The sequence below is a fragment of the Stenotrophomonas sp. GD03877 genome (assembly GCF_029840555.1).
GTDB lineage: Bacteria > Pseudomonadota > Gammaproteobacteria > Xanthomonadales > Xanthomonadaceae > Stenotrophomonas > Stenotrophomonas geniculata.
The window spans coordinates 24,678-37,053 of the sequence record NZ_JAOCCT010000012.1 but is presented as its reverse complement, the minus strand read 5'-3'; the positions used below and the strand labels follow the sequence as shown (position 1 = coordinate 37,053).

Here is a 12,376-nt window from a genome sequence, read left to right as displayed (position 1 = left end):
CCAGGAGCCCTCGCCATGCCCCAGACCGTCATCCCGCAGCTGCGCATGCGCCACGCCGACACCACCCTGCCGTTCTACGTGCAGGGGCTGGGATTCGTGGTCGACTGGGAACACCGCTTCGAACCCGGCTTCCCGCTGTTCGCCCAGCTCACCCGCGACGGCCAGACGATCTTCCTCACCGAACATAGCGGCGACTGCGAGGTCGGCGGCGCGGTGTATTTCATCGTCGACGACGTCGACAACCTGCACCGCGCCTTCAGCGCCGCCAACGTGCCGATCGAACAGCCGCCGCATGACACCGAGTGGGGCAGCCGCGAGATGCTGCTGCGCGACCCGGACGGCAACCGGCTGCGCTTTGCCACCCACGTGGACTGAACGACACCGGCTTGAGAGGGATATACGAAACATATACGCTTCGTATATTAAACCCTCCAGGACCGCCCATGGGCATCGTCAACATCGATGACACCCTGCACGACCAGCTGCGCCGTGCCTGCACCGTCTCCAGCCGTTCGATCAACGCCCAGGCCAACTTCTGGATCCGGGTCGGCATGCTGTGCGAGCTGAACCCTACGCTGAGTTTCCAGGACATCGTCGCCAGCGAGCTGCGCGCGGCCGGCGTGCAGCCACCGTTGCTGCCCCCGGGCCAGGTCTGAGCCGATGGGCATCATCAAGCGCCCCGACGAGATCGCGCTGATGGCCGAATCGGGGCGCCTGCTGGCGCAGGTGTTCGCCGCGCTCGACCAACTGCCCCTGCAGGGTCGCAGCACGATGGAGATCAACGAGTTCGTCGAGCGCATGATCGTCGATGAGCTGCAGGCGCGGCCGGCCAGCAAAGGGCAGTACGGCTTCCCGTACGTGCTCAACACCTCGATCGACGACGTCATCTGCCACGGCGTTCCCAGCACCACCGACGTGCTGCGCAACGGCCAGATCGTCAACCTCGACATCACCCTGGAGAAGAACGGCTACATCGCCGACTCCAGCACCACCTACCTGGTCGGTGAGGTCGACTACGCCGCGCGCCGGCTGGTGCAGACCACCTACCAGGCGATGTGGAAAGGCATCGCCGCGGTGCGCCCCGGCGCACGCCTGGGCGACATCGGCCACGCCATCGCCCGCCACGCGCGCAGCCACGGCTACAGCGTAGTGAAGGAATACTGCGGCCATGGCATCGGCCAGGAAATCCACGAGGAACCGCAGATCCTGCACTACGGCCATCCCCACACCGGCATGGTGCTGGAAGAAGGCATGGTGTTCACCATCGAGCCGATGCTCAACCAGGGCAAGCCGGCCATCCGCCAGCAGCCGGACGCATGGCCGGTCTACACCCGCGACGGCAAGCTGTCGGCGCAGTTCGAACACACCGTGGCGGTTACCCGCAGCGGCGTGCGCGTGCTGACCCTGCGCCCCGGCGAAACCCCGCAGTGCGCGGTGGACGTGGCCTAGAGCGGGCGCAACAGCAGCAGCGTGGCGAGGCAGAACATGAACACTGCCACGCCAGCATCCAGCACCCGCCAGGCACTCGGCCTGCGGAACACCGGCTGCAGCAGCCGCGCGCCATAGCCCAGCGCACAGAACCAGATCACGCTGGCTGCGCAGGCGCCGGCAGCAAACGCCCAGCGCAGATCGCCCGGGTAGCGCGCGGACAGGCTGCCCAGCAGCACCACCGTATCCAGATAGACGTGCGGGTTGAGCAGGGTGAACGCAAGGCAGGTCAGCAGTACTTGGCGCCCACTGCCGCCCTGCGCCTCGGCGGCGGCCAGCGCACTGCCACCGCGCCACGCGCGCGATCCCGCCTGCAGGCCATACCAGAGCAGGAAGGCCGCACCACCGAAACGCAGCACCTGCAGCAGCAGCGGCCACTGCAGCACCAGCGCCCCCATGCCGCCGACACCGGCCAGTATCAGCGCGATGTCCGCACCGGCGCAGGCCAGCACCACCCTCCCCACATGACGCTGCTGCAGGCCCTGGCGCAGCACGAAGGCGTTCTGCGCGCCGATGGCGATGATCAGGCCGGCACCTGCGAACAGGCCGGCGGCGGTAGCGGCGATCCACATCAGGACAGGCCAGGCAGCGGGGGGACGCGCAGGGTGCGGCCAACGGACACGTTAAGACAAACTGTTTTTTCTTTATCCTGTGCAGAAATACTGAAGAGGTACTGGTGGACCTGGTACATCCGCAACTGTCCGCATTTGCCGCAGTGCTGGAAGAACGCAGCTTCGAGGCTGCGGCGCGCCGGCTGTCGATCAGTCCGTCGGCACTGTCGCAGCGGATCAAGGCCCTGGAGGACCGGCTTGGCCAGGTGCTGGTGGTGCGCCAGGCACCGTGCCGGCCCACCGCCGCCGGTGAGGCACTGCTGCGCCGGGTACGGCCGATGCAGGCGCTGGAGGCCGAGGCAGTGGCCGAACTGCTGCCCGAACGCGGCAGCGACGCCGCACGTACGCCGATCCCCTTGGCGGTCAACGACGACTCGCTCGATACCTGGTTCGTGCCGGCCATCGCCGACCTGCACCAACGCCATGGCTACCTGTTCGACCTGCGCATGGACGATCAGGACCACACCCTGCAGCTGCTGCGCGACGGCAGTGTGCTGGGTGCAGTGACCGCCGAAGGCCAGCCGGTGAAGGGCTGCAACGTACACCCGCTCGGCGCGATGCGCTACCACGCCATCGCGTCGCCCGGCTTCGCCCGCCAGTACTTCAGTGACGGCATGCAGGCCGCGGCCCTGGCGCACGCCCCCATGTTGGTGTTCAACCGCAAGGATGAACTGCAATGGCGCTTCGTGCGACGCCTGACCCGCGCGCGGCTGCAGCCACCGCTACACTACCTGCCCTCCTCCACCGGTTTCGTCGAAGCCGCCGCGTGCGGACTCGGCTGGGGCATGGCCCCGGAAACGCTGGTCGCACCCGCCGTGCGCGCCGGCCGCGTGGTGGTACTGGAGCCCCGCCGCTGGCTCGATGTGCCGCTGTACTGGCAGCATGCCGCCGTGCGTTCAAGCACGCTGCAGCACATCACCCAGGCGCTGCGCACTGCGGCCAGCGGCACCCTTCGTTGAGGACAATCCGATGACCGCAGACCCGGGCTTCACGCCGCGCGCACTACCGTTTGCGCACTTCTTCACCACTGGGACGGCATGGGCGTGATCGGCCGACGTACAAGGATGCACCGCGCGAAGCCCGCGCTGGCGCTGGCGCTGGCGCTGGCGACCTGCCTGCCATTCGCTGCGTCCGCGCAGAACAACACCGACGCACCTGCATTGGACTGGGAACAGGCGCGGCAACGCCTGGAGCAGGTCTCCGATGCACTGGCGGCCGCTGACGCAGCGGTACGCAACAAGCAGGACCTGCAGGACGCGACCCGCCTGCTGCGCCTGCCGGAGATCACCGGCGAAGTGCGCCGCCTGCAGTTCCAGAAGACCCTCACCCTGCCACTGGGCTCGCTGGCCCCCGTGGCTGAAGCCTTCGGCATCGATTCGCCGCTGTCGTTCACCGAGCGCGACTGGAGAACGCGACCGGTGGTGACGGCTGTGCTGCCGCTGTACACCGGCGGCGTGATTCCGGCCGCACAACGTGCCGCCAGCGCCGCCCACGAACAGGCCAGTGCCGAACGCGAAGCACAGCGCCAATCGCTGACCGTGCAGCTGGCCCAGGCCTACTTTGGCCAGCGCCTGGCCGAGCAGGCAGTGGACGTACGCCGCGACGTGCGCGATGGCCTCAACCAACATCTGTCCGATGCGGAGAAGCTGGAGCGCGAGGGCTTCGCCACCCGCGCGCAGCGCCTGCAGGCCACCGTGGCCCGCGACAAGGCCGAACGCGAGTACCAGAAGACGGTGAACGATCTGGCCACGCTGAAGGCCGCGCTGTCCACGCTGCTGCGCAGTGGTGGCGAAGTACAGCCCGTGTCGCCGCTGTTCGTGCAGCGCGTGCCGCTGGAACCGGTGGCCAGCTTCGAGCGCACTGCGCAGGCGCGCCAGCCGCAGATCGCACGCCTGCGGGCGATGGTGGCGCAGGCCGAACAGGGCGTGCGCGTGCAGCAGGCCAAGCTGAAGCCGCAGATCTTCGCCTTCGGCCAGTACGACTTCCGCCGCCGCGACGAGATGCTGACCGATCCGGACTGGGCGTTCGGCATCGGCCTGAAGTACACCTTCCTGTCGCCGAACTCGCGGCCGGCGCAGATCAGTGCCGCACGTGCGCAGCAGGAACAGGCCGAAGCCGGCCTGCGCGAGGCCGAAAACCAGGTCGCACTGGGCGTGCGCAAGGCCTGGAACGAACTGGAAACCGCGCGGCAGCAGTTCGTACTGCTCGACAGCAGCATCGCCCAGGCACAGGAAAACCTGCGCCTGCAGGAGCTGGCGTTCCGCGAAGGCCAGGCGACTTCGCTTGATGTAATCGACGCGCGGCTCGGCCTGGGCGGTGCCCGTGTCGAGCGTGCGCAGGCCGCCTACCAATACGATATTGCGCTGGCACAGTTGCTGGAGGTCAGTGGACAGATGGACCGTTTCGAAGAGTTCCGGCGGCGTGCGGACGAGGTGATCGACCATGAGTGATGTGCTGCACGACGAAGCGAAAACGCCCCCCGGCAAGCGCCGCTTGGGCCCGATCCTGATAGTGGTGCTGCTGATCGTGGTGGTGCTCGGCCTGTGGCTGGCCTGGCGCAGCCCGGCCGACCAGATCCAGGGCATGGCCGATGCGGACACCATCAACGTGGCCGCCAAGATCACCGCGCGCGTGGCCGAACTGAAGGTGCGCGAGGGCGACCGTGTACAGCCCGGCCAGGTGCTGTTCCTGCTCGACAGCCCCGAAGTGGCCGCCAAGGAACAGCAGGCGCATGGCGCATTGGCCGCCGCGCAGGCGGTGGCCGACAAGGCCGACGAAGGCGCGCGCAGCGAGGACATCCGCGCCGCCGAAGCGAACTGGAAGCGCGCCGAAGCCGGTGCGACGCTGGCCGAGGCCACCTACCAGCGCGTGCAGAACCTGTTCAACGAAGGGGTGATGACCCGGCAGAAGCGCGATGAAGCGCATGCCCAGGCCACCAGTTCGCGTGAACTGGCCCGTGCCGCCCGTGCGCAGTACGACATGGCGCTGGCCGGCGCACGCGAGCAGGACAAGCGCGCCGCGCAGGGCCAGGTGCAGCAGGCACAGGGCGCGGTGGCCGAAGTCAACGCTGCGCGTGTCGAAGTCGAAGGGCGCGCGCCGGTGGCCGGCGAGATCAACAAGCGCATGGCCGACCCGGGCGAGCTGGTGCCAGCCGGCTATCCCGTGTTCACCCTGGTCGACATCGACCGCATGTGGGTGGCGATGAACCTGCGCGAATCGCAGATGCAGGGTCTGAAGGTCGGCAGCAAGCTGCAGGGCAACGTGCCGGCACTCGGCCAGGACGGTGAGTTCGAGGTCTACTTCATCAACCCGGCCGGCGACTATGCAACCTGGCGCACCACCCGTCAGTCGTCCGGCTACGACGTCCGCAGCTTCGAGGTGCGGGTGCGCCCGGTACGCCGCATCGAGGGCTTCCGCCCCGGCATGAGCGTGCTGTTCGCATGGCCCCAGCACTGAGCCCCGACCGCAACGGCTTCGCCGCTTTGTGGCGGCGCGAGCTGCAGTCGCTGCGCGGCAACCGTGCCGACCTGCTGCTGGTGACCCTGCTGCCCCTGCTGATGCTGGCGGTGATGGCGTGGATGTTCACGCCGTCGGTGATGCGCGATATCCCCATTGCTGTGGTCGACCTCGACCACAGCAGTGACAGCCGCCTGCTGCTGCGCATGCTCGATGCCAGCCCGGGCGTGCGCATCGCCAGCCAGCCCGTGGACATGGAAGACGCCCGTTCGCAGCTGCGCCGCCTGGATGTGTTCGCCATCGTACTGGTGCCGCGTGATGTCACCCGCCAGGCGCTGCGCGGCCGCCAGGGCACGGTGTTCACCTATTACAACGCCACCTACATGACCACCGGCCAGTCGGCGTCGCGCGACATCGGCGACGCGGTTTCCGCGTGGAACGCACGCCTGCTGCGCGAGCGCATCGGCCTGCAGGTCGGCCCGGGCAAGCTGCGCGCGGCGCCGATCGCGGTGCAGTCGGACATCCTCTACAACCCGGCACGCAGCTACGAACTGTTCCTGCTGCCACTGATCTTCCCGGCGGTGCTGTCACTGGTACTGGCACTTGCCGTGGCCGGCAGCCTTGGCCGCGAGATCCGCGACGGCACCCTGCCCGCCTGGCTGGGTCGCACGCCGTGGTCGGCGATTGCCGGCAAGGTCGCGCCGTACACTCTGCTGTTCTCGTTGTATGGCGCGCTCGGCATTGGGTACCTGGCCTGGCTGCGCGGCGATGGTGTGGCCGGCAGCGCGCTCGTGCTGCTGCTCGCACAGCCACTGTTCTACCTGGCCACGGCCGCCTACGCGTTGTTCTTCGTCGGCGTCACCCGCGACATGGGTACCGCGCTGTCCGCGGTCGGCCTCAGCATCGGCACCGCACTGGCATTCTCCAGCGCCACCTTCCCGGTGCTGGATGGCCCCCTGTTCACCCGTATCTGGCATCAGTTGCTGCCACTCAGCGCCTACATCAAGCTGCAGACCCAGCAGCAGTTCATCGGTTCGCCGCTGCAGGTTTCGATATGGCCGCTGACCACGCTGTTGTTGATGACGATGGTGGCCGGTGGCATCGGCGGCCTGCGCCTGATCGCCTTTGCGCGTACGCCTGAAGCCGCGCAGCCTGCGGGAGCCGACGCATGAGCGCACTCTGGCGCAGCCTCCGGCAGACGCTGATGGCAGTGCTGTGCGACCGCTACGCGATCGTGGTGATGGTCGGCGCGGTGATCCTGTATTCGTTCTTCTACCCGGCCGCGTACCGCCACCAGGTGGCCGGCAACCTGCCGGTGCTGGTGGTGGACGAAGACCACAGCGCGACCAGCCGCGCGCTGCTGCGAAAGCTCGATGCACTCCGCGTTGCACGCGTGGTCGGGCAACCGGCAGACATCGACAGTGCACGCCAGCAGCTGGAAGCCGGCCACGCCGAGGGCATCGTACTGATCCCGGCCAACCTGGAACGCGACATCCTGCGCGGCCATCCGGCCAAGCTGGTGCTGCTCGGCAACGGCGCCTACCTGGGCCGTGCCAGCTGGGTGCTGGGCAGCGTGGCCGATGCACTGGGCGCGTTCGGGCGTGAGGCGGTAGTCGGCCAGGCGGCCTTCATGGGCGCACCGCAGGCGCCGCCGGTCACCCTGGTGCAGCGCCCGCTGTACAACACCCAGGAAGGCTATGGCAGCGCCATCGTGCCCGGCGTGGCCGAGCTGATCGTGCACCAGACCCTGTTGATGGGCATCGGCGTGCTGCTCGGTGGCCGCCGACTCGCGCTGGGCCGGCGCCTGCGCTTCGACCTGCCAACGCTGGCGGGCATGGCATTGGGCTTCAGCCTGATCGGCCTGTTCGGTCTGTTCTGGTACGCCGGCTTCACCGCGTGGGTGCAGGACTATCCGCGCGGTGGCAATCCACTGGGCCAGTTATTGGGCGGCACGCTGTTCATCGCCGCCACGGTGGCGTTCGGCCTGTTCGTCGGCAGCTTCTTCCGCACCCGCGAACGCGCCTTCCAGTACATCATCGCCACCTCGATCCCACTGTTTTTCCTGGCCAACCTGTCGTGGCCGGCGGTGATGACGCCGCAACCGCTGGTCTGGCTGGCGCAGCTGCTGCCGACCACCTCGGGCATCAACCTGATGGTGCGCCTGAACCAGATGGACGCCCGCCTGGCTGAAGTCGGCCACGAACTGATCACTCTCACCGTCCTGCTGCTGCTCTACGGCAGCCTCGCCGCCTGGCGCCTCCTCGAAAAAAAAGAGGACGAAGGGGATTGAGTCGTAAACGGCAAGGTCGGGGGATGCGGCTCAATCCCCTCCGCTCCCTTTTCAGGGGTCGGGCGCGTACCAGAACGGGATGCGGTGCTCGCGGCGTCGCTCCGGGCCGCGTTCGCCCCCTTCGGCATTCCAGACCAGGCTCAGGTCATGGCGACCCGGTGCCAGCGTCGCCATGGGCAGATAGCCCACCAGGCCACGCATGTCGAGATCGCGGCGCTCCATCGGCATGAAGTCGTGCAGGTCAACCGGCGTGCCATCCAGCTGCACCCGCCACAACCGGGACAGGCACTCCACCGCTGCGCTGGCAGCCTTTGCGCCAGTCGCTTCATTGCGTGCGGCGGGCAAGGCGGTGCAGTGCTGGCGCGCCAGCGGGTTGTCGCGCTGGGGGCGGTGTGGAATGAACACACGCAGGTGTGAACCACTGATAGTGTCCGACGGGATCATCGGGTACGGCAGCAGCTGATCGTGCGCCGAACGCATCGATTCGTAATGCGCGCTCAACATGCCGTGTTCGACGGCCTCGTCGGTCATCACCTGGTAGCGGTTGAACAGCGAGAACTTCACCGAACCCAGCACCTGCACCCCGCCCAGCACCATGGCCACCATCACCGCCAGCAGATAGACCGCCATGAACGAACGCGAGCGCAGGTTGCTCTGCAGGGTCAACTGCATGGTCTGCATCAGGCGCAGCAGGGGAATCCGTTGCAGGCCCGCCAGGAAGCGCTGCAGCCACCGCTGCACGCCGTCATAGGGCTGGTCGCGCCGCTGCCGGCTCGCAATGACACGCTCCAGCAGTGCAGGAACCAGTGCGAGTACAAGCAGGCTGGCCAGCACGGTACCGACCACGATCATGGCCACACGATCGGAACCACCGGCAAGCGCACTGATCGCCATCGCCACGCACAACGTCAGCACGGCCATCACCAGGGTGCCGGCCAGCGTCTGTACCGCCAGCAGCGTGGTGGAGAAGAGCATGGTGGCCAAACGATCAGCGCGTTCGATGCTGCCGTCCAGGCCACCGTCGCGCGCCTTGAGGAAAGCGCGCGATACCGGGCCCATCTGCGGCAGCCGTTCCCAGTCGATGCCCTTGGGAAAGTGCGATTTCAGCCCGATCAGGCCTATCCAGTACCCGCGCACGGTCAAGTGCGCGATCAGCGCTACCGCCAGCACGTAACACATGCCCACGCTGATGCTGAAACCAAACCACAGCACCTGGAAGTACATGCCTTCCGTGTGCAGGCTGCTGCGCGCCCACGCATCGAACAGGTACCCAGGCACCGCCAACAGTGCGAACGCCAGCAGGCCGGAAATGAACAGTTCCAACTCATCGGTACGCTCGCGCAGCCGACCGAAGCGGGTGCTCGCCTCGGGTCCGGGCTGGCGGTCGGCAACCGGCACGTGCGACTCTGCGACGGGCAATTCGTTCACAGGACATTCATCCTTGGAGGTCGGCGCAGTATAGGCGCGACACAGCGGCCGGTGATACGGGGCCCCACAACGAGGAACGCCGGCACGGGGCCGGCGTTCGAGGAACTGCGTTGCGGAAGGGGGATTACGCTGTTGGCATCATCGGTCAGCGGTAAACGCGTTCGCAGCGGCGTTCGACCACGCGGTCGCCGTTCTTCTGCTGGCTGTTGCCCTGGATCTGGCGGCCGGCAGCGCCGCCCGCTACGGCACCGGCCACGGTGGCCAGCTTCTTGCCGTTACCGCCGCCGACCTGGTTGCCGAGCAGGCCACCGATCACTGCGCCGGTAGCGGTACCCGTGATGCGGTTGGGATCGCGCGAGTTGCGCTGCACTTCCACGTTCTTGCAGACCACGCGGCTGCCGTCGTTGAACTTGCGTCCCTCATCGCGCGGCCCATAGGTCTGCGCGCCGGCCACCGACGAAGCCGCCAGCAGGGTGCCCAGCACAAGCAATCGGGTCGAGGTCTTCATGGCCATCTCCTGAGTTCCGGTATGGCACCAGTGTCCTCCCGCGGTTGGCAACCGGAAGTGAAATGCGCGTGTCCGCCACTTCATCGGCCATCGCACGTTCAGGAAGAAAATCCGCGCCCATCGCGACCAGCCGTCGCGATGGGCGCCGTCTCCCTGCCGGCATTGCCCTCTGCTAGAACTCTTCCCAACCACCCGCATTTGCGGCCAGCGTCGGCTCAAGCCGCGGCGACAGCACCGCAGGCCGGCGTACCGGCGCAACCGATGCCGCCACGGCTGCCAGCGCCGGGCGTACTGCGGCGGCGGCGGTCACCGCCCCCGTGCGGAACACCGACACGGCTTCGGCCAGCAGGTTCGCCTGCTCCTCCATCGAGCGCGCTGCGGCACTGGCTTCTTCGACCAGCGCGGCATTCTGCTGGGTGGTCTCATCCATCTGCACCACCGCCTGGTTGACCTGTTCGATGCCCGAGCTCTGCTCCTGGGAGGCAGCAGAGATATCGGCCATGATGTCGGTCACGCGCTGCACCGAAGCCACGATCTCGCCCATCGTGGTGCCGGCCTGGCGGACCAGCGCCGAGCCGTCGGCGACCTTGCCGACCGAATCCTCGATCAGGCCCTTGATCTCCTTGGCCGCGCCCGCCGAGCGCTGCGCCAGCGTACGCACTTCGCTGGCCACCACTGCAAAGCCTCTGCCCTGCTCACCAGCACGCGCAGCTTCGACCGCCGCGTTCAACGCGAGGATATTAGTCTGGAAGGCGATGCCATCGATGACCGAGATGATCTCGGCGATCTTCTTCGACGCGGCTTCGATGGCCGACATCGTGGTGACCACCTGGCCGACAACCTCGCCGCCCTGCGAGGCAACACCATGCGCGCCGATGGCCAGCTGGTTGGCCTGGCGTGCGTGCTCGGCGTTCTGCTTCACGGTAGAGGTCAGTTCCTCCATCGACGCTGCCGTTTCTTCCAGGTTCGCCGCCTGCTGTTCGGTACGCCGCGACAGGTCGGTGTTGCCCGAGGCGATCTCGCCCGCTGCCAGGTTGATGCTGGAAGCACTGGCCTGGATACGGCCCACGATCTGCTTGAGCTGATCGACGGTGGCATTGCAGTCATCACGCATGCGCGCGAACACGCCGTGGAAATCCCCCTGCATGCGCACGGTCAGGTCGCCGCGCGAGACGGCCTGCAGCAGGGTCGAGACCTGCACCAGGTTCTCGTCGGTGGTCTGCATCAGGCGATTGAGCCCTGCCACCATGTCGCGGAAATCGTAGGCGAAGCGATCTTCATCACCGCGCAGGCTGAAGTCGCCTGCCGCGGCCGCCGTCGCCAGCCGGCGGATCTCGCTGTTGATCGCCGACAGGCTGGACTTGGTTTCATCCATCGCCTGGGTGATCGCCGCCTTCTCGCCGGGCAGCGGGTCCATGTCCACCGACAGATCGCCGCGTGCGTAGTGCTTCATCACCTCGATCAGCCGGTTCTGTACCTGCACGTGCGATCCAACCAGCGCATTGGTCTCATGCACCATGCGCCCGTAGTCGCCGGGGAATGCGCTCTCGTCCATGCGGTAGCTGAGGCTGCCGGCATCGTGCTGGCGTGCCAGCTCGCCCTGCGCCGCCATCACCGACTGCAGCTGTGCCTGCATGCGCTGCATCGACTTCAGCAGCTGGGTCACCTCGTCGTTGCCGGTGGCGTCGATGCTGCTGTCCAGGCGGCCACTGGCAATGCCGTCGGCCAGCTTCACCGCGCCTTCCAGCGGACGGGTCAGGCTGCGGGTGATCGCCCAGGCCGCCAACGTGCCCAGCAGCAGGCTCAGTGCCCCGAACGCGATCGACAGCGTGCCGGTCCACGATTCGGTTGCGCGGTACTCTTCGCGGCTGCGTTCGGTCAGTGTTTCCTGGTGGCGCAGCAGGGCCGAGATGGATTCATTCCAGGCCGTAGCCAGACCGTGCTCGGCCAGCAGCTCCTTCGCTGCACCATCAAAATCCCCCGCCTTCATGCGCTCATGCAGTTGCTGGGTTGATGCATCGGTAGCCTTGCGGGCCGCCTCGATGCGCGCGACCAGGGTATCGCCGGTAGCGTCACGCGGAATCTTGATGTACCTGGCCCAGATACCGTCATAGGTCCGCGACAACTCCTGGGCACGCTGGTAATCCTTGTCGAACTCATCCCCCCGCTTGATCACCATCAGGCGGCGATGCATCAGCACCGCGTTGTTGGTATCAAGCATGTCATTCAACAAACGCATCTTCACCATGTTGACGTCCACCACTTTCTCGAACTGAGCGGATTTCAGCTGATTTCCATACAACACCAGGCCAACGATGGCCATGATGAACAGCAGCAGCAGACCGAAGCCGGCGCCAAGCCGGGATCCCACACGGAGATTACGTAAGGCAAGCATCTCAATTCCCTTGATCGTGGCCGTACGTTCGATGGCGGCGCAGCGAAGGGAAACTTTACGGGACTTTATATATGGACCGATCCAAATATATGGAACTGTGCAGGCAGTCAGAAAACAAGGCGGCAGATAATGGCGCTATATCATTATCGAATACCGCTGACACGCCAGCGCCCGATGAAAATCACGCAGGTTTAACACCA

General features: G+C 66.7%; 12 protein-coding genes. 8 read left to right on the top strand and 4 right to left on the bottom strand.

What is annotated here, in order from left to right; translation table 11 throughout:
* Nucleotides 1-15: 15 nt before the first annotated feature.
* From N5D20_RS11075 to map, 3 genes are all read left to right on the top strand, one after another.
* Complete coding sequence (locus N5D20_RS11075; RefSeq protein ID WP_043396624.1) at nucleotides 16-375, top strand: VOC family protein; 360 nt, start codon at nucleotides 16-18, stop codon at nucleotides 373-375.
* Nucleotides 376-443: 68 nt separating this feature from the next.
* On the top strand, nucleotides 444-656 hold the full coding sequence (locus tag N5D20_RS11070; RefSeq protein WP_005412680.1) for a ParD-like family protein: 213 nt from the start codon (nucleotides 444-446) through the stop codon (nucleotides 654-656).
* A 10-nt stretch (nucleotides 657-666) separates the two neighbouring features.
* Complete coding sequence (gene map / locus N5D20_RS11065; RefSeq protein ID WP_279914451.1) at nucleotides 667-1,449, top strand: type I methionyl aminopeptidase; 783 nt, start codon at nucleotides 667-669, stop codon at nucleotides 1,447-1,449.
* On the opposite strand, the gene N5D20_RS11060 is transcribed toward map, so the two are convergent.
* Nucleotides 1,446-2,060 (bottom strand): LysE/ArgO family amino acid transporter, encoded by a 615-nt coding sequence (locus N5D20_RS11060; RefSeq protein WP_279914431.1) that lies wholly within the window; start codon nucleotides 2,058-2,060, stop codon nucleotides 1,446-1,448. The genes map and N5D20_RS11060 overlap by 4 nt on opposite strands.
* 104 nt (nucleotides 2,061-2,164) lie before the next feature.
* Between N5D20_RS11060 and N5D20_RS11055 the strand changes: the two genes are divergently transcribed.
* The 5 genes from N5D20_RS11055 to N5D20_RS11035 all read left to right on the top strand — a co-directional run bounded on the left by N5D20_RS11055 (nucleotide 2,165) and on the right by N5D20_RS11035 (nucleotide 7,845).
* Complete coding sequence (locus tag N5D20_RS11055) at nucleotides 2,165-3,058, top strand: LysR family transcriptional regulator ArgP (protein ID WP_279914432.1); 894 nt, start codon at nucleotides 2,165-2,167, stop codon at nucleotides 3,056-3,058.
* 78 nt (nucleotides 3,059-3,136) lie between these two features.
* Nucleotides 3,137-4,549 (top strand): TolC family protein, encoded by a 1,413-nt coding sequence (locus N5D20_RS11050; RefSeq protein ID WP_279914433.1) that lies wholly within the window; start codon nucleotides 3,137-3,139, stop codon nucleotides 4,547-4,549.
* Nucleotides 4,542-5,555, top strand: coding sequence for an efflux RND transporter periplasmic adaptor subunit (locus tag N5D20_RS11045; RefSeq protein ID WP_053442719.1), 1,014 nt, complete (start codon nucleotides 4,542-4,544; stop codon nucleotides 5,553-5,555). Before N5D20_RS11050 ends, N5D20_RS11045 begins: the two co-directional genes overlap by 8 nt.
* On the top strand, nucleotides 5,540-6,727 hold the full coding sequence (locus N5D20_RS11040) for an ABC transporter permease (RefSeq protein ID WP_279914434.1): 1,188 nt from the start codon (nucleotides 5,540-5,542) through the stop codon (nucleotides 6,725-6,727). The genes N5D20_RS11045 and N5D20_RS11040 overlap by 16 nt, the downstream gene beginning before the upstream one ends.
* Nucleotides 6,724-7,845, top strand: coding sequence for an ABC transporter permease (locus tag N5D20_RS11035; protein WP_241872600.1), 1,122 nt, complete (start codon nucleotides 6,724-6,726; stop codon nucleotides 7,843-7,845). The genes N5D20_RS11040 and N5D20_RS11035 overlap by 4 nt, the downstream gene beginning before the upstream one ends.
* 51 nt (nucleotides 7,846-7,896) lie before the next feature.
* Here N5D20_RS11035 and N5D20_RS11030 read toward each other — a convergent pair whose 3' ends face one another.
* The 3 genes from N5D20_RS11030 to N5D20_RS11020 form a co-directional block, all read right to left on the bottom strand.
* Nucleotides 7,897-9,273: a hypothetical protein gene (locus tag N5D20_RS11030; protein WP_279914435.1), complete on the bottom strand. Its 1,377-nt coding sequence runs from the start codon at nucleotides 9,271-9,273 to the stop codon at nucleotides 7,897-7,899.
* A 145-nt stretch (nucleotides 9,274-9,418) separates the two neighbouring features.
* A complete protein-coding gene (locus tag N5D20_RS11025) occupies nucleotides 9,419-9,787 on the bottom strand; it encodes a glycine zipper 2TM domain-containing protein (protein WP_032127541.1) in 369 nt (122 codons plus the stop codon).
* A 166-nt stretch (nucleotides 9,788-9,953) separates the two neighbouring features.
* A complete protein-coding gene (locus N5D20_RS11020) occupies nucleotides 9,954-12,176 on the bottom strand; it encodes a methyl-accepting chemotaxis protein (protein ID WP_049433909.1) in 2,223 nt (740 codons plus the stop codon).
* Between the last annotated feature and the right edge of the window lie 200 nt (nucleotides 12,177-12,376).

Excerpts from the sequence above, each read along its gene's own strand:
- N5D20_RS11040 (WP_279914434.1), top strand. The coding sequence starts at position 5,540 with ATGGCCCCAGCACTGAGCCCCGACCGCAACGGCTTCGCCGCTTTGTGG.
- N5D20_RS11020 (WP_049433909.1), bottom strand. The coding sequence starts at position 12,176 with ATGCTTGCCTTACGTAATCTCCGTGTGGGATCCCGGCTTGGCGCCGGC.
- N5D20_RS11070 (WP_005412680.1), top strand. The coding sequence starts at position 444 with ATGGGCATCGTCAACATCGATGACACCCTGCACGACCAGCTGCGCCGT.
- N5D20_RS11035 (WP_241872600.1), top strand. The coding sequence starts at position 6,724 with ATGAGCGCACTCTGGCGCAGCCTCCGGCAGACGCTGATGGCAGTGCTG.
- N5D20_RS11025 (WP_032127541.1), bottom strand. The coding sequence starts at position 9,787 with ATGGCCATGAAGACCTCGACCCGATTGCTTGTGCTGGGCACCCTGCTG.
- N5D20_RS11060 (WP_279914431.1), bottom strand. The coding sequence starts at position 2,060 with ATGTGGATCGCCGCTACCGCCGCCGGCCTGTTCGCAGGTGCCGGCCTG.
- N5D20_RS11075 (WP_043396624.1), top strand. The coding sequence starts at position 16 with ATGCCCCAGACCGTCATCCCGCAGCTGCGCATGCGCCACGCCGACACC.
- N5D20_RS11050 (WP_279914433.1), top strand. The coding sequence starts at position 3,137 with ATGGGCGTGATCGGCCGACGTACAAGGATGCACCGCGCGAAGCCCGCG.
- N5D20_RS11045 (WP_053442719.1), top strand. The coding sequence starts at position 4,542 with ATGAGTGATGTGCTGCACGACGAAGCGAAAACGCCCCCCGGCAAGCGC.